Here is a 20,129-nt window from a genome sequence, read left to right as displayed (position 1 = left end):
ACTAGTTATCCCCTTTTTCAGGCATTCCTGTTACTTTAATACCCATATTTCTTGCTGTACCTTCAATAATTCTCATTGCAGCTTCAATTGTATGTGCATTCAAGTCTGCCATTTTGTATTCTGCAATTTTCTTTACATCTTCTGCTGTAATAGTTGCAATAGTTTCTCCTTTTGGAGTTTTTGATCCTTTTTGGATTCCTGCTGCTTTTTTTAGCATAAATGCTGCAGGTGTGGTTTTAAGTACAAAATCAAATGACTTATCATCATATGCAGTAATAACTACTGGTACTATTTCTCCTGCTCTGTCTTTGGTGGCATCATTAAATTGTTGTGTGAATTGAGGCATGTTAATCCCTAATGATGCTAGTTCAGCACCTGGTTTAGCTTGCATTGCCATAAATTCTAATTTTGCTATACGTGTGATTTTCTTTGCCACGAACAACACCTCCTGTTTTCGCTGTGGTCCAATCGTTTGAATAGATTCCTATTCTTACTTCCACAATTAAAATCTGCCATAAATAATCATATCACATAAACCAGTTAGATTTTATTAAATTATTAAATAATTACTCTAATTGCTTTAGCAAAAGAAAAAATTGAGAAAGTCCACAAACTAAAAATTAAATATGACAAAATTAACTATTCAAAAAAATCAATGACTTGGTGGTAAAGAGAGAATCTAATAGTAATAAGAAAGAAGAATTATTAATAAAGTTAGATTTAATTCAAGAAGCATTGTTATCAAAAACAGAAAGCTTATTGAATACTGTCTCAGAAGAAATTAATTATAACAAATTACATACTCTACAAAGTTACTATTTCAATGCCATCCATTCTGTAGATATTGCTTATGGAATAAGTGAGAAACAAGAAAACACTTTAACCAACTCTGACATCAAAAAAATCAAAAAATTTGAAAGAATTAGTGCAATTTAGAGTTTAAAAAACTAATCTAGATAGATTAGTTTTTTTATACTAATTCTATTGACCATCTAAAAACTTAGCATCTCCTGTGACAATAAAAAATTGACTTGTGGCACTATTCATGACATTTGTTCGTGCCATTGAGAGAGTTCCCAAAATATGGGGTAACCCTGTGGCATTTTTGTTTCGCCCATTAATTGCAAATTCGCCAACAATTGGGTTTAAATCATTTTTTTCAATTAAATCAGGGGTCATTCCTCCACCTTGAATCATAAATCCAGGAATGACTCTGTGGAAAATTAAGCCTGAAAAATAATCTTTTTTGATTAAGTTGACAAAGTTCTTAACACTAATTGGTGCTAATTTTGGGTATAATTCAGCATTTAAAGTTCTGCCATCAGTTAAACAAATTCTAATTTTAATAATTTCACTCATTTGTGCTTCTCCTTACATAACAAATGGATCTGTGATAGACCCATTTAATCGATTAATCTTTGTATGCCAACTCTAGGTTGTCAAACTCAAATTCTGTAGTTGTAATTCTACCAAAGTATTCTAGGTTAACCCTAGCAATTCCTTTTTCATAATCCATTTGGATAACTTGACCTTCCACTCCAGCAAAAGGCCCATCTTTAACCACTATTACATCATTAATTTTAAATGATGCTTCATAAAGAATCTTTTCTTTTCTTTCAGTGCTGCCACCTTTGCAATCATTATCACCACTAACTTCAGTTGTATCGGTTAACATTTTGGCAACCTCTTCAATTGAAAGTGGGAAGGGTTTAGCACCTTTCCCAGATGACCCAATAAATCCAGTAACACCAGGGGTGTTCCGCACAATAAATCATGTCTCATCAGTCATTAACATATTAATGAAGATATAACCGGGGAATTTATTCTTTTCAACAGTTTTACCACCCTTACCCAAAAAAGGCATTTTTGAAATTCTAATATCAAAAATACGGTCTTCTAATCCAGAAGTTTCAATTTTTTGAAGTAAGTCGCTTTTAACTCTTTCTTCATGACCACTATTACAGTTGATGACAAATCACTGTCCTTGGTACGAATCAAGTTCTTCTTCTAATTCTAATAATTTGTTGTCCATTATTAAATCCTCACTAAACTATTTTCAATAAGACAAATAAATATTTTAAACCTGTGTCAATTGCATAAAAGAAGGCTCCAAAAATAATTAAGAAAGTGATAACTCAAGTAAACTTTTGACCTAAGTTTTTACGATTACTTCAACGAATTTTATTAACCTCTTTTAACATTTTTACAGGGGCCTCTTTTAGAGAAAGTCTAATGTTAATTTTCTCTTTGGTTTTTTTAATTTTTATTTCCTTAGTTTTTTTAATTTTTTGTTCTTTAGTTAACCCACGGTATGGATCAAGTTGACTGTAAAGCTCTTCCATTTCCTCTTTACGTTTAGATTTTTCTGCTTTTTTAGCTTCTTTTTTTTGGATTTTATCCAATTTAGCCTTGGCATTTTCTTCAGCAGTTGGCTTTTTTTTGTCTTTGTTTTTATCGCTCATAGCTATCTGGTCTCCTTATGGGTAGTTCTTCCATTACAGGTACTACAAAATTTTTTCACAATAACCCTTTCTTTTTGTGCTATTGTGCTTTTTTTTATTGAATAATTTCTTCCCAAGCAGTCTTCACATACAAGAATAGTCTTTTTTTTACTACCAATTGCCACATGAATCAACTCTTTCTAGTTCTAATATATATTATCATAATTTCAATATTTTCTTACAAAATCAAAGAAATCATCGCGAAGTAGTTCATATTCTCTTCTTTTAATAAAGAGTTTTCTTCTAATATATGAGGCTGAGTAATTTTCACAAATTAACTCAATGCAGCGGGTTCTTACTCAAGAATTTGTTTTCTCATTATATTGTACCATTAAATTGCTAATTTCTTCACGTGTTCGATTTTGTTGGTATTTCAAACATGAGAAAATATCAATTGATTGTTCATAAAGACTTGCCCCATCACTGTTGGGGTTGTTATATTCATGAACAAAATGGTCTACTTCATTTTTTCGGTATCAACTCCGAATAACATCTTTAACACGTTGTTTTGTGATATATTTAATGAAATTTGTGATTGGTATATTACGAGTTTCATCATATTTTTCAAGTGCTTCCACTGTTGAAAAAAAGGCAACATTAAGTAATTCATCTGGGGTAATTTTAATTTTAGTATAGGTATGACATGCCTTTCTCATAATGTTGAATTCATCATGAGCAAGTTGAATGAGTTCTTGTTCAACTAGCTTTGGTAACATTTTTGCAAAAAGTTCATATAAAGCGTTTTTGACAAGGATGTTGTTCACTATTGATTAATAACATAATACAGCAATATTCCTGTTGCTACAGAGACATTTAGTGAGTCAATTGCATTGGTTGTAGAAATTTTAATTTTCACATCTGAATTGTTTTGAATTTTTTTCATAACACCATCTCCTTCATTACCTACAACAAGAACTGTTTTTTTGGCAAATTCAAGTGTTTGAATGTCAACGGCATCTTCATCTAAAGTTGTGGCATAAATTCAATAGCCATTATCTTTTAACTCTCGAATTGCATTTGAAAGGTTCGCTACTTTTACAATTGGTGTATCATAAACTGTTCCAGCAGATACTTTGTAAACTGCTGGGGTCACCCCTACTTGATCATGCTCTTGAATAACAATGCCATCAATTCCCAATAGTGATGCAGTTCGAATAATTGAACCAAAATTATGAGGGTCTTGAAGCCGATCTAGCATTAAAATGATATGCTTTTGATTGTCATTTGCTATAATATCTTTAATGTGAGAGAATTTAAATTCATTAATTTCTGCAGCGTAACCTTGATGGGCAACTTTTTCCTTAAACAAGGTGCTCAGCACATGTTTGTCAACACTTTCTCAAACTAAGTTTTGTGACTTAATTTGTTTGTAAACATCTGGCGCAAAGCTGGTTCCTTTTAAAATATAAATTTTTTTAATTTGCTGTGAATACTTTAAAATAATGTTTTCAACAGCATTTTTACCATAAACATAATTCATTATAACACCCCCTTATCTATAAGTGCTTGTCTCAATTGATCAGCTTTGTTGTAATCTTTTTTTTCTAAACTTTCTTTTCAAGCAATAATAATCTCTTTGAGATTATTATCAATTGGTGTGATTTTAAAGTTAAATCCTAAAACGTCTAGCATTTTTAAGAGTAACTCATATTTACCTCGATTAAGATTATTTGCTCTAATTTCGGTATTAATTTCTTTGATTATTTTATCGATTGTACTAATTGCCATTGCAGTATTTAAGTTGTCTTTCATATAATTTACAAATTCAATTTCAAGTACGTTGGTTTGATCATTTTCAAAAATGTTGTACTTATTAAGTGCTGTGTTTAAGTTTACATTTTTAATTAGGTTCAGCACTTTATTAATTCAATCATGAGCTTGTTTTAATATGGTTGTTCCAATGTTTATTGGTTGAGAGTAGTTAGTTGCTAAATAAATATAGCGTAACTGGTTTGGGTCATTAGTTTTTAAATAATCTGTTACAGTTATTGTGTTTCCCAATGACTTGGACATTTTTTCACCCTCTAAAGCAAGGTGTCCATTGTAGATTCAATTTCGAGCCAACTCCTGATTTTTTAAAGCTAAAAATTGAATTCTCTCATTTTCATGATGGGGAAATTTTAAATCAATTCCACCAACATGCACATCAATTGTCGATTGGAATTCTTCAGCAATTAAGACTGCACACTCTGTATGTCAACCTGGACGACCTGGTCCTCATGGTGAATCTCATTTAATTCCTTTTTTTGTGTTTTTTCATAAAACAAAATCTAAGGGATTAAGTTTATTGGTGTCAACATCTTTTCGCGCCCCCACTTCTAAGGCTTCAAGGTTTTGTTTTGAAAGTCTCCCATATTCTTTACTATAATTCATTATATTAAAGTAAACATTACCATCAACCACATAGGCTACTTGTTTTGCCACTAATTGATCAATGAACTTAATCATTTCATCCATTTTAGTTGAGATTGGGATAATTTTTGTTGGTGACTTAATGTTTAGTGCTTTTAGCACTTCAAAAAAAGCAGTACTATATTTTAAGGCTAATTCACTTTCAGAACAACCTTCATCCATGGCTCTGTTGATAATTTTGTCATCAATATCTGTGATATTTAATAAATATGTATACTTGATATTGAGGTAGTCTAAAAATCTTGTTAATGTGTCAGTCAAAAACAAGGGTCTAGTATTTCCAATATGGATTTCATTATAAACTGTGGGTCCACATGAATAGATTTTTAGATCACTTTCAAGATTGTGTAATTCTTGTGAGAGTGTGTCAAATAATTTCATTTATCTCAAGCCTATCTATCTCGCTTAATCAGTGGTGAAACTGCTTTATATGTATAGTATAAAACTAGGGTATTAAACACAACTTTTAATGGTGCTTGAACCAAGCGAGACATTAACATTACAATATATGCATCATCTGCTGAATTGGACAGTCCTAAAAACTCACTGTCCCCCCAGGCGGAAATGACTGATGTTACTAAATACTCTGTGGCTGTTGCAAATAGTAAAATTGGTAAAGCAACATTTAATGATTTTCTTTTACCTGTTGCCATCATGACTATGAAAATTCCCCAAATTATAAATGTACAAGATAAAACAGAAGATAAAAATACTCATTTAAAGACATTTTTATTCATAGTGACATTTAAAATTAAGAAAGTTTCATGAGATGAATATTCAATGACAAAATAAATAAAGATGGTAAAAGAAATTAAGAAAACATTTATTATTGACATTAAGATTCAGTTGTTACCATGTCCAACCCTTAGAAAACTTGATCCTATTCCAGCAATAAATCCAAAACAAATTACTGAAATTATGAAAGCTGGGTGAATAAATGATGGAACAAAAAGCATTACCAATACTTCAGTAATTAAACCAACAATTACTCCAACAATTGGACCAAAAATAAACCCAGTAATCTTCACCATAACCCCTTCAAAGGCAATCCTAATTGGGGGGAAGACTGTAATTGGTGCTGTTAATGAAATAACTATAGTGACACTAACACTTACAGCAGTAAACATTGTAATATAAGCAATATTTTTTGTGGTAAATCTAATCCCATGATACCTTTCTCTTAGAACAAAATAAGAGACACTATTATATATGATATATGCTAAAACAAAGAATCCAATTAATGCTGACATATAAATTGCCAGATTGTTTCCTTCAAGCAGTTTTACAATTAAATTTTTCATCATTTTCCCCTGTCTAGTTGCTTCATTTTATGACCGACTGATTGTTAGCGAATAATAGTGCATTAATTTTAGAAAATGGCTTTGAGTTTTCAAAACCTCTCTTAAAACTGAATGGAGAGGGATGGGCTGAGGCCAACACTTCTACTCCAATGCATCTTATATTATTATAAATCTTTTTTGCTTGATTTCCCCATAAACAAAAAATTATTTTCGGGTTTATTGTGCATAACTCTTGTAAAATTTTAATTATGATGTTTTCTCAACCTAATTTGGAATGTGATCCGGGTTTATTTTTTTGAACTGTTAAACTTGAATTTAACAAGAAAACTCCTTGTTTTACCCAATCTGAGAGATCAGTTTCAGTCCGATCTATGTTTAAATCTGATTTTAATTCCCTAAAGATATTGCGTAAGCTTGGTGGCATTTTTACCCCAGTTTTAACACTAAAAGCAATCCCATTTGCTTGATTTGGACCATGATATGGGTCTTGACCCAAAATCACAACCTTAATTGCTGAGGGTTTTACAAGTTGAAAAACTCTAAAAATATCTGCTTGATCTGGGTATACTTCTTCAAAATTTGTTATTCTTGACAAAATTGAAGTAATTTCTTCTTTGGCATTAATTCTTTCAAAAAGTTCTAACCACTCAAGATCTAAATTTGCAAATAATTCACCAATCATACTAGAACCCCTTTGCTTTTCTGTTGCGGTTTTTTTCTTGGTCTTTGCGAATTTTTTTCAATGCTTTCATCTCTTCTTTGGTTAATTTATCATCACTTGTTTTATCCAAATCACTTCTTGGAGTTGAAAATATATCATCTTCTTCATCAATGGGTCCTAAGTCCAGCACATTTGGATCTTTACTTGGTTTTACTTCCTGTTGCGGAGCTGGATTTTCAAGTGCTGGTTTTGGTGTTGCTGGTTGAGAAAATGCTGGTGGTTTTGCTTGCATTTGTTCATGTAACTCATCAAGTGAAGGTAAATCACGACTTCAATCATTTACTGGCTTTGGTGTTACTGGTTGTTGAGGGGTGATTTGAGTCCTTACAGCAGGTTTTGGCTGCATAGTTTTAACACTTGAAAAAGCAGCCACTTCACCCAAACTATCATCATCGGCATTATTGTTAAATTTCATAATTCCACCAAATAACATTTGTTCACCGAATAATGTTTCATTGTATTCCCCATTGCTTATATATGGAGATGAAGCAGAGTATTTTAAATAATCATCAACAGTTGCTGATTTTGCAGACTGTTGGTAGTTTTGCTTAAAGTTAATATCACTGCTTTCAGTGTTTTGAAGCAAGTTTTTTGCATGGTTCTGGGCTTGGGGTGGTTGATAGTCTCTATACCCCAATTTTTCATAATCAATTCCATATTTTTGAATTGCTACATTTACTGGATAACCTGTTGGTAACTGCTGATTTAATAGGTGTTCTCTATCCAATCCATCATAACCTTGACCGCCTCTTTGTTTTGCCCTCAATTGATCAATTTCACTTTGATATTGTTTTGAACCTTGATTATAATTTGGTTGGTTGCCAAGATATTGATTTGCAGGTTTGCCTTGTAGGCTTGAAACTCCTGACTGTTGGTTTTGACTTGGATCTAGGGTACCTGGGGGCAATGGCTCTTGGTTTTTGTTTTTTCCATAAGCATTACCAATTCCTCTTGAAACTTTACCATAATTTTGACTTGGTTGAACTGCCTCTTCAAGATTAATTAAATTAGTTTCAAGCCCATTATCATCAAATTCAGTTACATCATCTTCATAAAAGTCATCATCATTTTGCAGATTGTTGGCTATATTTTTCAGTGATTTTGGAGTTGGGTCTGTTTTGTAGTCATCATAGAAATCATCAATATCCTCATCATAGCTTGGATTTACTTGATTTTGGGTTAGAGGGTTTAGTCTTGCACCTTCATTGTTAAACTGACTTGCAAAACCTTTTGGATCTTGACTCATTGGGGCATTGTTATTTTGATTTCTTCTAGCTGATTGATTTTGATCATTTGCTAAATATCTTGGGTCACCTTGAAGACCTTGGGCTCTCATGTCAGAATCTGTTTGTTGGGGATTGTTAACATCACCATAGCCTGAATTTCTAAAGTCATTTGGATGTTGGCCTAATGGTGCTTTGCCATTTTGGTTTTCTTTGTCGAATTGATTTGGGTCATTTGCTAGATATCTTGGGTCGCCTTGTTTTCCCATTGCTCTTTGGTCCAGCAGAGTTTGATTATAGTTTTCAAAATTATTAGCATTGTCTAAGTCATTTGGATTTGTAAAAGTTCTTGAACCTTTATTCCCAAGATTGTTTTTATTTTTTCCAGAAGCATCTTTGTAATTTTCTGCTTGGTTAAAATCATTAAGGTCTTGATTCATTGGGGCGTTGTTATTTTGATTTCTTCTAGCTGATTGATTTTGATCATTTGCTAAATAACTTGGGTCACCTTGAAGACCTTGGGCTCTCATGTCAGAAGCAGTTTGTTGGGGATTGTTAACATCACCATAACCTGAATCAGAATTTCTAAAATCGTTGGGGTATTGACCTAATGGTGTTTTGCTATTTTGTTTCCCCATTGCTCTTTGACTTGATGGAGTTTGATTGTAGTCTTCAAGATTATTAACATAGTCTGAATCATTTGGGCTTGTAAAAGTTCTTGCACCTTTATTTCCGAGATTGGTTTTATTCTTTCCAGAAGTAGCTTTATCATTTTGATTTTGTCTACTTAATTGATTTCTTTCATCATCTAAATTTTTAACTGCATCTTTATTGCTTATTGGTGTAGCATAAAAATCATGGTCATCATAATCTCCATTGTTATTTGCTAAATTTTGGTTTTTATATTCTGCATCTTTATTTTTACCAGTAAATTGTGAAGGTCTAGAATTTGAATCAAGATTTTTAAGTTGTCTATCTCCAAAATATTGTTCAGCAGAATTTTCACTCCCTCTTGCATTTGATAATTTCTCTTTGTTGGTTTCATCAATATAGTCATCATCATAAAAGTCATCAATTGTGTCATTTGCATTGGCACTTTTCTTAGACTTACCTTGGCTTTGTGCAAATGCTTCATTTAGTTTTCTCATTGAGGGTTTATTTTTCAACTCAGCTTCATCATCATTTGAATTAAACTCTTGTTCTGAACTTGTATTTGATTTAACTGGTTTTCTTCAATCTGAACTTCAGTAGTCCTTATTTTTTTGTTGAATTTCAGGATCGCTAATTTGTGCTTCATTTCTAAAATCAATCACTCCATCTCTGTTTCCCAACAATTCCTCTGGTTCATTATAAATTGGCGGTACTGATTTTGATGATGGTGATTTTCTATTTGCTCGAGCAGATTTTGGTGATGTTTGTTGTATTTGGTCATCAAAATCTTCAGTGTTGATTAATGAAGAATAAAGTTCTCTTGGTGAAGAAATATCAATATTATCATCAGTTTTATTTCCTGGAATTGCGTCTTTGCCATCTTGATTGTCTTCAATATTTGCTTTGCTTTTTTTTGCAGAATTTTTATCTTTTGCGTTTCTTTGTGGTTCAGTTTCTGAACTATCTTCAAGTAATTTCATAGCTTCACTAATTTGATCATCGACTTCTGATTTTGCATCAGCATTATCTCTAGTGACATTTTTGGCATTGGTGTCTTTGTCTTTATTTTTTAAAGTTTCTTCAATGCTTTTGTTTTTTAAGTTAGATTCAGCATCTGCTTCATCTGAATCAATTTTTAAAAATGAGGTGTCCTTTTGTTTATCATTCATTTTTGCAATTAAAGCTTCTAGTTTTTGATCATCAACAAAGTATTCTTGATCATTGTTTTCTTGCTCAGTTACAAGTTCATCTTGTTTTTTGGTTTGTCTTCTTTCTTTTTCTAATTTTTTTAATTTTTTTTCTTCAAGTTTTTTTTCTTTACAACTCAATGGCTTAGCTTCTAATTTATCAGTATCTTCTGCTAATTTGACTCCTGATTGGTTTGAATCATTTGCATCAATTTGTTTTTTATTTTGTTTTTTACTTGCAACCTCTTCGAAGTTAGCAACAAACTCTTCAGTATTTGAATCATCAGCATGAAAATCCTCATCACTTATTCTGTTTGTATCTGAATCTACAACTATTTGTTTTTTTTCATTAGCACCTCTTGATTCAACAAGATCTGATTCAGCACTCTTGGCTTTTTTGTTGTTGTTTTCTTTTTCTCTGCTTAATTGAGCATTGACTGCATCTTCAAAAAATTTAGCATCTTCAGTATTTCAATTACTGTTGGCTGCTCTTGCACCTTGTTTACTTAGAGAATCACTAAAATCATTGTTATCAACAATATCACTATTTTCTCTAAAATCTTTTTGTTTGTTTACATCTTTGTTATTAAACTTACTCTCTTGTTGATAATTTTCATTAGAATTTTGATACTCATTACTATCTCTAAGGTTTTTGCTTTCTTTCATTGATTGAAATCTGTTTTGATCTAAATCATTGTCTAAGTAATCATCATGTTCTGAGTCAGATTTGTTTTGATTAGATCTCAAACCGTTTTTTGAATTTTGATAGTTGTTGCTATCTGCAAAATCATTGCCATCCCTTGATGCTTGAGATTTGTTTTGATTTGAATTTTTTTTGTCATATTTAGATTTTGAATCATATTCATTTTTTGAACTATCAAATTCAGAGTTACTTTGATAATCTTTGTCTTCTGAATAGTCATCATTGCTTCTCATTGATTTTGATTTATTTTGATTTGAAACATTATCAAAATCACTATCAGATTTTGATTTTGCAGATCTTGAATTTTTATTGTTGTCTTCTGAATAGTAATCATGTGCTGAGTCAGATTTGTTGGCCAAGTTTCTTTTGTCGAATTCAGATTCTGATGCAGATTTGTTTTGATTAGATCTCAAATTATTTTTTGAATCATTAAATCTAGAATCATTTTTTGAATTTTGATAGTCATTGCTGTCTGAAAAATCATTGTCATCCCTTGATGCTTGAGATTTGTTTTTATTTGAGTTTTCATCAAAACGATTATCATATGATGAATTTCTTTTGTCATATTTAGCTTTTGAATCATATTCATTTTTTGAACTATCAAATTCAGAGTTACTTTGATAATCTCTGTCATCTGAATAATCATCATTGCTTTTCATTGATTTTGATTTATTTTGATTTGAAACATTATCAGAATAATCAAAGTTGCTAGCAGATTTTGAATTTTTATTATTAGCTTCTAAATAATCATCATGTGCTGAGTCAGATTTGTTTGCCAAGTTTCTTTTGTCGAATTCAGATTCTGATGCAGATTTGTTTTGATTAGATCTCAAATTATTTTTTGAATTTTGATAGTTGATGCTGTCTGAAAAATCATTGTCATCCCTTGATGTTTGAGATCTGTTTTTATTTGAATTTTCATTAAAGCGATTGTTATATGATGAATCTTTTTTATCATATTTAGATTTTGAATCATATTCATTTTTTGAGTTGCCAAATTCAGATCCACTTTGATAATCTCTATCTTCTGAAAAATCATCATTGCTTCTCATTGATTTTGATTTTGTAGATCTTGAATTTTTATTATTGTCTTCTGAATAGTCATTATGTGCTGAGTCAGATTTGTTTTGATTAGATCTCAAATTATTTTTTGAATCATTAAATCTAGAATCATTTTTTGAATTTTGATAGTTGCTGCTGTCTGAAAAATCATTGCCATCTCTTGATGCTTGAAATTTATTTTGATTTGATTTTTTTTTGTCATATTTAGAGTTACTGTCTTCTGATTTTGTTGATCTTGAATTTTTATCATTAACTCCTAAATAATCATCATGTGCTGAGTCGTTAAACTTTGAACTGCTTTGAGAATCTCGGTGATCATTATTATTCGAATAGTACTCCTCATCACTAGAATGACTATTGTTGCTTTCGTTTCCACGCTCATCAGAATTGCTTCGACTTCTATTTAATTTTTCATTATTCAAAGTACTTTGATTATTGCTATTTCCATTAGCATAGTTGTCTCTTTTATTTGAATGATTTTGATAATTTCTTGAATTATTATCTAAATAATGGTTTTGATCATTTCATTCTCTGTTTGCTTCATTTTGTCTTTGGTTCTTATATGAACTTTGAGAAGCACTAAAATCATTGTTATCAACAATGTCTTCTTGGTTTTGAAATTTTTGTTTCTCTTTGCGCAATGCTTCTTGATAATTTTCATCCATGGCATTTGTGTTTTTTGATCTAAATCCTCTTTGGTTGCTATATTCCTCATCGAATCTTCTATCATTTAGATTATTAGAATTTCTCTCTTCATTTCACATTCTATTATTAGACTTTGCTTGATTCATTTCATAGCTTTTTTGTTCATCATGATTTGAGGCTGTATTCCCCACTCTTGAATCATGAGCACTTTGGTTTCTAGCATCAAATGAACTTTGTGATTTGTTGGTATCAGCAAAATCTTGTCTTTGATTGTATCTTCTTTTATTTTCAGCAGTTTCATCATAATGGTTGTCAAACTTCGAGTCAAAGCGATTTTGATATTGTTGGCTATCTGCACTTGAATTTGCATATCTTTCAGCCTGGTTTTTATGGCGACTTTGTTGTTGATAGCTTTGGTTAGTAGTGTCTGCTTCATAGTTTCTGGCTTGTTGATAATCATTGTAACGAGCTTGGGATCTAGAATCATTACTAAACTCATCAAAATTATTATTAACTCTGTTGTTGTGCTGGTTAATGTAATTTTCTTCCATATCCTCTATGTTCTCAAAGTAATTTCTTTGTCTTGAACGATTGATCTGTTGGCTTTTTTTATTATCATAGTCATCTTGTCATCGATCACTAAAGTTTTCATTTCTGCTGGCAGATTGCGGATAACCTCCAATGTAAATTGGTTCTTTAACTTGAACAATTTGTTGACCTTGTTTTAATAAAAAATCTAATTGCATTTCAGCAACAATTCGGCGAATGAAGTTTTCATCAATTCTCTCTTGTTCAAAACTTTTCATATAGTTTTTTTGAGAATTGGTTTTATTATTAATATTTCTGATGGTTTCTTGTAAAAACTTTTTATCAGTTAAATCATTTGCATTAAACTTTTGTTTTGACCATTCTTGAGTTTGTCCCTCATCAGTAACCAGATTCATTTTGCCAGGAAAAGTTTTGTTAATAAATTCAAAGGGAGCTTTTTTGGTAGGCAATTTTATTAAAGACTGGATAAATTTGTGAGCATCTTGCTCATCAATAAAAGAGGCAACTGGTTGATTTATCAATGCATCAACTACAACATACATCTCTTTATCTCTTTTTATGTAGAATTTCATAGTTTACCTCCAAGTTCAATCTTAAATTATTATCTCATAAATTATATTTGATTTAAACAATAAAGGAATGCAAAAAATACCTTTATTAAGGTATTTTAGCTAGCTTCTTTTTATTGTAACATTAATTTCTTCTGGGTTTGAGTCAATTCCCCTAAACATGTCTTCGGTACCTTGATCTGAGACTTCTTGAACACTAAATTGGTATTTTGTTGGTTCAAATCAGTAAGCATATTTGCTTGTGGTTACCTTGTTCTCTGTATCTGCTGACAAGGTCACTCTTCCAATATTTCATCTAATAATCATTCCGGCTGAAATTGAGTAGTTAATATTAAAGTTTTTCTCATCATTTTTTTCACCTGGGTCATTAAAAGTTAAGTCAAAACTATTGGTTGAGGTTTTTGAATAATACAAAGTTTTTAGATTAAGTTCATTATTCTCTTTGTGATTAATTGCAAGCTCATCTGTAAACTCTTTAATTGCCAAAGCATCATCTGATTCAGGTTCTTCAGGTTCTGGCACTACATTAGTCAGGGTTTCAGGCTTAAAACCCAACATTTTAATGTCATCAAATTTAAAACCATCAAAAAGGGATTTGGTTTCATCATCACTTGTATAGTCTCCAATGGTTTTATCTGAAACTGTAATTTCTTCATATGTTGTTTTAGTTTCATCACCACTTGCATCAACTACTATAGTTTGTAAAAAGGGTTTGACATCTTTTAACTTGTAGGTTCCAATGTTACTATCTGCAAATGAAAAGGTTCTAAAATTAGTGTTTCGAGCAGCTCAATATGAAGCTCAAAATTCTTTTTCATCATCAGTTTTATCTGGCTTGTTATCAAAAACTTTACTTATTGATAAGGCTTGACCACTTTCACCAAGAACTTTTTCAAATGCTGCTCTTTTTTCAGCATTTTGGTACTTACTTGGAGTGTAGGTAACTGCATTCATAAGCTGATAAACACCGTCAGCTAACATTCCTTTTCTAAAGTTTGTGTCATAATCGGTTGTATTAGTATCTTCATCTCCATTAACAAGTACTGTCATTAGTTCTTTTCTTACACTACATGCCACAACACTAGTAAGTGAAGATGAACATATGGCAACCCCAGCTAAAACAGATAGTAATTTTTTCATAGTTATTTCTCCTTTTTTGTACCTATATATTATATGTTAAAATTTAACAATTTTTAGTTATTTTTTGATTGGTCCATAAATTTACCACAATTTTTTGCAAATTGAACTTTTACTGTTCCAGTTGCACCGTTACGATGTTTTGAAATAATTACATCAGTTGGTTCAACTTGACTGCCGCTTTGCATTGAATATTCTTCTCTTTTTGCATAATAATCTTCACGATACAAGAACATAATAATGTCGGCATCTTGTTCAATGGCTCCTGAATCACGCAAGTCTGACATTAATGGTGTTTTTTCTTCTCTTTTTTCAACACTACGTGAAAGTTGAGATAAACAAATAACTGGGATGTTTAATTCCCTAGCAATTAACTTTAATTGACGAGAAATTGCAGCAACTTCATTTTGACGACTATCAAATCTGTTGTTAACTGATGAAATCAATTGTAAATAATCAATGAAACAAACTTCAATCTCAAAATCTCTTTTGATCTTTCTTAACTTAGACTGAATTTGCATAACATTAAGTCCAGGGGTATCATCAATAACAATATTCATCTTTTGGATTTTATCCCCAGCACTAGTAATAAGTTTTCATTTATCTTGGTTTAAACCTGCAGGGATTCTCAACAAGTTTGAATCCACTGTTGATTCTGAGGCTAAAATTCTTTGTACAAGTTGTTCTTTGGGCATCTCTAGTGAAAAAAAGACAACACCCTTGTTTCTTTTAGCGGCATTTGTTGCTAAGTTTAAAGCAAAGGCAGTTTTACCCATTGATGGACGAGCCGCCAAAATAATAAAGTCTCCTTTTTGTCAGCCATTGGTAATACTGTCAATATCTGTAAATCCTGAAGGTATACCATTTATTAGTGACCCACCACTATTTTGCAAGTTATCAATTTTTTTAATTACTTCAACAACTGTTTCTTTAATTGGAACTGCATCATCCTTTTTAATTTCAGTTCTAATTCCCATAATTTTTTGTTGGGCAGCCATAAAAACATCTAGAACTGGTGATCTACTATCACGAAGTTGCTTGATTTCACCAATTGCTCTGTCTAATTGTCTTCCCATTGAACTTTTAAAAATTACTTCAATGTGGTCTTCAAATCCCTCATCTGTAATATAAAATGAGTTTATATCAGTTATGGCTTCAATTCCCCCAATTTTTGCTAACAACTTGTTTTCTTGTAACTTGTTGATAACAGTTGCACTTGACACCTTGGTTCCTGTTTGAGAAACTTCTTGAATAGTTTCAAAAATTATACTGTGAGCATCAGAAGAAAAGTCTGTTTGCTCAAGTTGGGTAATAATTTCAAAACATGCCTTTGGAGAGTGCATTGCAACTGCCAAAACATATTTTTCAGCATTCAAAAGTATGTTGATGGAATTTACCTCAAATTCATTTGTCATTATTCTTTCCCTTCCACTAGGACTTTTAAAGTTGCTACAACTTTAAAGTCTAATTTAATTTTTAAGTAATGCAAACCTAGCTTATTTAAGTTTTCATGACTTACAAATTTACGCTTATCTATGTTTAAACCAAATTCTTTATTAAGTCTGTCACAAATTTGAGTTAATGAAATAGTTCCGAAAGGTTTTTTATCCATAACCCTTAGATGAAACTTTAATTCAATAGCTTCAATTTCTTTTTTTAACAAATCATTTTTAATTTTCTGTCCTGAAATTTCTTGTTCTTCTTTTTTTAGTCTAACATTCAAATGACTCAAGTCATCTTTGGTTGCTTTTATGGCAAACCCCTTTGGAATTAAGTAATTTGCTGCATAACCATCACTAACCTCAACAATTTGATCTTTTTGTCCATAATTTTTAACATCTTTAATTAATATTACTTTCATATTTATCACCATAATTATTATATCAAAGTATTAAAAAAGCACCCATTTTTTAGGCACTTAAATGTTTATTAATAATTATTGAACAACAAATGGTAGCAATCCAACAACTCTGGCTCTTTTAATTGCAGTTGCCAGCATTCTTTGGTGTTTTGGTGAAGTACCTGTAATTCTTCTTGGTAAAATCTGTCCATTTCCAGAAATGAATTTTTTCAATAATTCAACATCTTTATAGTCAATATAATCTATGTTGTTTTTAGCAAAGAAGTTTACTTTTTTTCTTCTTACAAATTTTTTCATAACCTATTTCTCCTTTTAAATTAATCATCTCATAAGATTGAGTCATCATCTTTTGCTGATTGATTGTCGTCAATCAAGTCAAACTCAATGTTATTTGATGGAATTTGTTGGTTTTGGATTTGAGGTTGAGGAACTGGGTTACCACCCGCCATTGGTTGGGGTGATGTTCCTGCTGCTCCTCCTAAAAAATGAACTCTTGATGCTCTAACATTTACAATTGTGTTGTATTGACCATTGGCATTTTCTTGACGAACACTTAAAGATCCCTCAACAGCAATTTGTGCTCCTTTTTTTAAGAATTTTGCCATGTTTTCAGCAACTTTTTCTCAAGCAATGCATGGAATAAATTGAGTGTACTGGTTTCCCCCACTAAATTCATTCACAGCAACAGTAAAAGCGACAAATGATTTGCCACCACTTGATGTGCGCAATTCAGGGTCTTTTGTAATTCTACCAATTAAACTAATTGAGTTCATAATTTACCTCCTCATTATTCAGCCGAATTTGGTTCGCTGGGTTTTGGTTTTTCAACTTCTGGTGTGTCAGCTGGCTTAGGTGCCTCAGTTGCTGGTCTTCTTTCACCTGGTTTATCCTCAAATTTTCTTGGAGGACGTCTGTCAAAACTACGTGTTGGTTTTTTTTCTTCTTTAAATTTTGACATGTCAGTTTTTGACAATTTTGTTGACTGAATATATTTTTTTTCAGTTTCAGTATTAATTACTAACTCTCTTATGATACTGTTGTCAATACGAACAATACGTTGGAATTCTAATATGTTTGCTGAATCTGTTTCAACAATTAAAACTGTATAGAATCCTTTTTTCTTTTTGTTAATTTCATAAGCAAATTCTTTTAATCCTCATTCATCTGAGGCAAGAATTTTTCCGCCATTAGCGGTTAGTATATCATTTAGTTTTGCTGCAATTGCTTTTTGATCAGCAGCTTCATCAACAATATACATAATCTCATATTTTCTAATCATGTACTAAATACTCTCCTTGTGGTCTTTTGGCCTATACGGCAAGGAGTTAATCTAAAAATTAACTCACCAAGTTATTATACATTATTTACAGTGTTTGCGACAACATTTTAAAGATTTTTTAAATCATCACATTGTTATCAAAACAAAAAAGGACTAAATGTTATCAAAACAAATTTGGACTTGATTATAATAATAAAGGAAATCAGGGAATAAAAATGAAAAGAAATTATAGAGGTAAAAGACAAATGAAAACCAACAAACATATACAAGATATTATTAGGGAGGCTGCTTTATCCAGGGATAAAGCAGCCAAAAGAGAACTTTTGATAAAAAGTGGTGGTAGTAGATCATGGTTTTATGATGCCATTAAAAAATACAAAGAAATTGGTGAGGCCTTCTTTATCCACAAAAATAAAAACAATAAGCATGCTCAAAAGCGAACCCATATGCAAGCACTAGAGATTAGCAGGATTTTTAGGGATGAGTACTTAAACTGTAATTTTAGGGATTTTATGCGCTATTTAAAAGCAGATAAAAGATATGACTATCAGTGGGTGGGTTATTCATATATTTACAATATTTTAAGATCTAAAAATCATTGCTCAAAACTGGCACATAAAAAAACTATCAAATTGTTAGCAAAAGAAGAAGAGTTGAAAAATAGACCTCAAAGTCTACTGGTTCCCTCCTCAGCTACAGAAAGAGCAAAAGAAAATATCCATATTGCAAGGCCAAGAACCCAAAGGCGTGGTCATGTTGTTGAAGCTGATGCTACATTTTGAAGATTCAGTGATGAGGAGATTTGGGCATTGCATGGTTATATTGATGAGGCAAGTGGAGAGGTTTTAGGATTATATTTTGATCATCAAGAAACTACTGAAGGTTATTTCAATGCTTTGAAACCGGTCTTAAAAAATTATGGGACTTTTGAAGTGCTAAGAACTGACAAACGCAGAACTTTTTGGAGTGAAAAAAAAGAATCTTCGCCCGAAGATTCTCGAATTCAGTTTGCATTTGTAGCTAAAAACTTAGGTATTGACATCCAATCATCAATTTCACCACAATTCAAACCAAGGATTGAAAGGCTCTGAAAAACCATTAAAGGTACAATCACTACCTTTATGGAACAAAATAAAGTCACAAATATTAATGAGGCCAATCTAGTCTTACCAAAATTTGTTGAGTATTTAAATAATCATGTTGTAACCCTTCAAAAAGATTTTACTACAAATTCATTCAAAAAATTTGAGGGAGATCTAAATATTATTTTGGGACACAAATCAATTAGAGTGGTTGCAAGAGATCTAACTGTTACCTATGAAAAGAAAAAGTACTTTATATGCAATTTCACAACACCATTAAATATACCTAGACGAGAGATTATGATAATTCAATGTTGTGATGGTAACCTTATCGCATCACTTGGTGATAACTATTATAGTATGATTGAATTTGATAATGAAATGCTCTACAAATCAAAAGTTGTTCTTGAAAATGAAGGAGTGAAACCTGAAGATATGCCACAAAAAATTAAAAACAACTCTGTCTGAGCTCAATCAAACTTTATCTTTTTTAAGAAAAAATACTCAAGTTGATATAAAAAGCACTCCTATTAAACTAGCAATTTATTAAAAGTTGTATTAAAATTACTAAAAGTCCAAATTTGTTTTGATAGCTACACAACATTTTAAAGATTTTTTAAATCATCAGCATAAGTTATTTTAATATTTTCACTTTCTCCACAAACTGTTTTAATTTTATAACCCTTATTTTCAATTGCTTGACAGTCATCATTTCAATTTGCATCAACATTTACAAAGGCTTCTTTGATAATTTTGGTTCTAAACCCCTGAGGTGTTTGGGTTGTTAGGTATTCATCTCTGTTTACTGTTGAAATTTCCACATTAACTATTTTTTTTAAGCAATTAACTACTTTTTGAATTGGAACTACCACATCAAATGCTTTTAGATTTTTATAAACATCTGTAATTAGTTTTTTAGAAGCAAATGGGCGGGCCCCATCATGAATCAAAACATTTGGTGCTGTTACCATTTCTAATCCTCTAGCAACCGACAAACTTCGAGTCGGACCCCCAACTGTGAAAACCAAGTTTGGTAGTTCAAATTTTTGTAATTGTTTGTTAATTTGTTCATTGCCAACAACTATAATTTGTTGTAAACCTTCAAGATCAAAAAAACATTTAATTGTTTTTAAGATTAATAATTCTTCATTAATTTTGGCTAATAATTTATTTTCACCAAAACGAATACTTTGACCATTTGCTAAAATTACTACATCAAACATTTTTCCTACTCCTTAATCTAATT

Annotated in this window: 20 protein-coding genes; 2 read left to right on the top strand and 18 right to left on the bottom strand. The window is 31.3% G+C overall.

Annotation, left to right across the window (positions count from 1 at the left end):
- Window position 1: 1 nt before the first annotated feature.
- Window positions 2-436 (bottom strand): 50S ribosomal protein L11, encoded by a 435-nt coding sequence (gene rplK / locus SCLAR_RS00200; RefSeq protein ID WP_100253939.1) that lies wholly within the window; start codon window positions 434-436, stop codon window positions 2-4.
- A gap of 227 nt (window positions 437-663) precedes the next feature.
- Between rplK and SCLAR_RS00195 the strand changes: the two genes are divergently transcribed.
- Entirely contained in the window at window positions 664-936 is a 273-nt protein-coding gene (locus SCLAR_RS00195) for a hypothetical protein (protein ID WP_100253938.1), read from the top strand.
- Window positions 937-981: 45 nt separating this feature from the next.
- On the opposite strand, the gene SCLAR_RS00190 is transcribed toward SCLAR_RS00195, so the two are convergent.
- The 16 genes from SCLAR_RS00190 to rpsF form a co-directional block, all read right to left on the bottom strand.
- Window positions 982-1,359 carry a peptidylprolyl isomerase gene (locus tag SCLAR_RS00190; protein ID WP_100253937.1) on the bottom strand — a complete coding sequence of 126 codons (378 nt, stop codon included), beginning with the start codon at window positions 1,357-1,359 and terminating at the stop codon, window positions 982-984.
- 52 nt (window positions 1,360-1,411) lie between these two features.
- Window positions 1,412-2,035 carry a transcription termination/antitermination protein NusG gene (gene nusG / locus SCLAR_RS00185; RefSeq protein ID WP_100253936.1) on the bottom strand — a complete coding sequence of 208 codons (624 nt, stop codon included), beginning with the start codon at window positions 2,033-2,035 and terminating at the stop codon, window positions 1,412-1,414.
- A 10-nt stretch (window positions 2,036-2,045) separates the two neighbouring features.
- A complete protein-coding gene (gene secE, locus SCLAR_RS00180; RefSeq protein ID WP_100253935.1) occupies window positions 2,046-2,462 on the bottom strand; it encodes a preprotein translocase subunit SecE in 417 nt (138 codons plus the stop codon).
- Between the two features lie 2 nt (window positions 2,463-2,464).
- Entirely contained in the window at window positions 2,465-2,626 is a 162-nt protein-coding gene (rpmG, locus tag SCLAR_RS00175; RefSeq protein WP_100253934.1) for a 50S ribosomal protein L33, read from the bottom strand.
- 21 nt (window positions 2,627-2,647) lie between these two features.
- Window positions 2,648-3,265, bottom strand: coding sequence for a sigma factor (locus SCLAR_RS00170; protein WP_100253933.1), 618 nt, complete (start codon window positions 3,263-3,265; stop codon window positions 2,648-2,650).
- Entirely contained in the window at window positions 3,265-3,981 is a 717-nt protein-coding gene (gene rlmB / locus SCLAR_RS00165; protein WP_100253932.1) for a 23S rRNA (guanosine(2251)-2'-O)-methyltransferase RlmB, read from the bottom strand. The genes SCLAR_RS00170 and rlmB overlap by 1 nt, the downstream gene beginning before the upstream one ends.
- The gene (gene cysS / locus SCLAR_RS00160) at window positions 3,981-5,294 is read right to left on the bottom strand and encodes a cysteine--tRNA ligase (protein WP_100253931.1); all 1,314 of its coding nucleotides are present in this window, start codon (window positions 5,292-5,294) and stop codon (window positions 3,981-3,983) included. The genes rlmB and cysS overlap by 1 nt, the downstream gene beginning before the upstream one ends.
- Window positions 5,295-5,305: 11 nt before the next feature.
- Window positions 5,306-6,214, bottom strand: coding sequence for a hypothetical protein (locus tag SCLAR_RS00155; RefSeq protein ID WP_100253930.1), 909 nt, complete (start codon window positions 6,212-6,214; stop codon window positions 5,306-5,308).
- A 13-nt stretch (window positions 6,215-6,227) separates the two neighbouring features.
- A complete protein-coding gene (locus tag SCLAR_RS00150) occupies window positions 6,228-6,896 on the bottom strand; it encodes a uracil-DNA glycosylase (RefSeq protein ID WP_100253929.1) in 669 nt (222 codons plus the stop codon).
- Between the two features lies 1 nt (window position 6,897).
- A complete protein-coding gene (locus SCLAR_RS00145) occupies window positions 6,898-13,527 on the bottom strand; it encodes a hypothetical protein (protein WP_100253928.1) in 6,630 nt (2,209 codons plus the stop codon).
- Window positions 13,528-13,626: 99 nt separating this feature from the next.
- Window positions 13,627-14,664, bottom strand: coding sequence for a hypothetical protein (locus tag SCLAR_RS00140; RefSeq protein WP_100253927.1), 1,038 nt, complete (start codon window positions 14,662-14,664; stop codon window positions 13,627-13,629).
- A gap of 53 nt (window positions 14,665-14,717) precedes the next feature.
- On the bottom strand, window positions 14,718-16,076 hold the full coding sequence (gene dnaB / locus SCLAR_RS00135) for a replicative DNA helicase (RefSeq protein WP_100253926.1): 1,359 nt from the start codon (window positions 16,074-16,076) through the stop codon (window positions 14,718-14,720).
- Window positions 16,076-16,522: a 50S ribosomal protein L9 gene (gene rplI / locus SCLAR_RS00130; RefSeq protein WP_100253925.1), complete on the bottom strand. Its 447-nt coding sequence runs from the start codon at window positions 16,520-16,522 to the stop codon at window positions 16,076-16,078. The genes dnaB and rplI overlap by 1 nt, the downstream gene beginning before the upstream one ends.
- 75 nt (window positions 16,523-16,597) lie before the next feature.
- Entirely contained in the window at window positions 16,598-16,819 is a 222-nt protein-coding gene (rpsR, locus tag SCLAR_RS00125) for a 30S ribosomal protein S18 (protein ID WP_100253924.1), read from the bottom strand.
- Between the two features lie 20 nt (window positions 16,820-16,839).
- Window positions 16,840-17,295, bottom strand: coding sequence for a single-stranded DNA-binding protein (locus tag SCLAR_RS00120; protein WP_100253923.1), 456 nt, complete (start codon window positions 17,293-17,295; stop codon window positions 16,840-16,842).
- Window positions 17,296-17,309: 14 nt separating this feature from the next.
- Window positions 17,310-17,801, bottom strand: coding sequence for a 30S ribosomal protein S6 (gene rpsF / locus SCLAR_RS00115; protein WP_100253922.1), 492 nt, complete (start codon window positions 17,799-17,801; stop codon window positions 17,310-17,312).
- Between the two features lie 215 nt (window positions 17,802-18,016).
- Between rpsF and SCLAR_RS00110 the strand changes: the two genes are divergently transcribed.
- Window positions 18,017-19,417: a DDE-type integrase/transposase/recombinase gene (locus tag SCLAR_RS00110; RefSeq protein WP_100253921.1), complete on the top strand. Its 1,401-nt coding sequence runs from the start codon at window positions 18,017-18,019 to the stop codon at window positions 19,415-19,417.
- Between the two features lie 71 nt (window positions 19,418-19,488).
- Here the strand turns inward: SCLAR_RS00110 and SCLAR_RS00105 are convergent, their stop codons facing one another.
- Window positions 19,489-20,106, bottom strand: coding sequence for an IspD/TarI family cytidylyltransferase (locus tag SCLAR_RS00105; protein WP_100253920.1), 618 nt, complete (start codon window positions 20,104-20,106; stop codon window positions 19,489-19,491).
- Window positions 20,107-20,129: the final 23 nt, after the last annotated feature.

This window comes from Spiroplasma clarkii, assembly GCF_002795265.1.
GTDB classification, from domain to species: Bacteria; Bacillota_I; Bacilli_A; order Mycoplasmatales; family Mycoplasmataceae; genus Spiroplasma_A; species Spiroplasma_A clarkii.
This window is presented reverse-complemented; position numbering and strand designations above follow the sequence as displayed.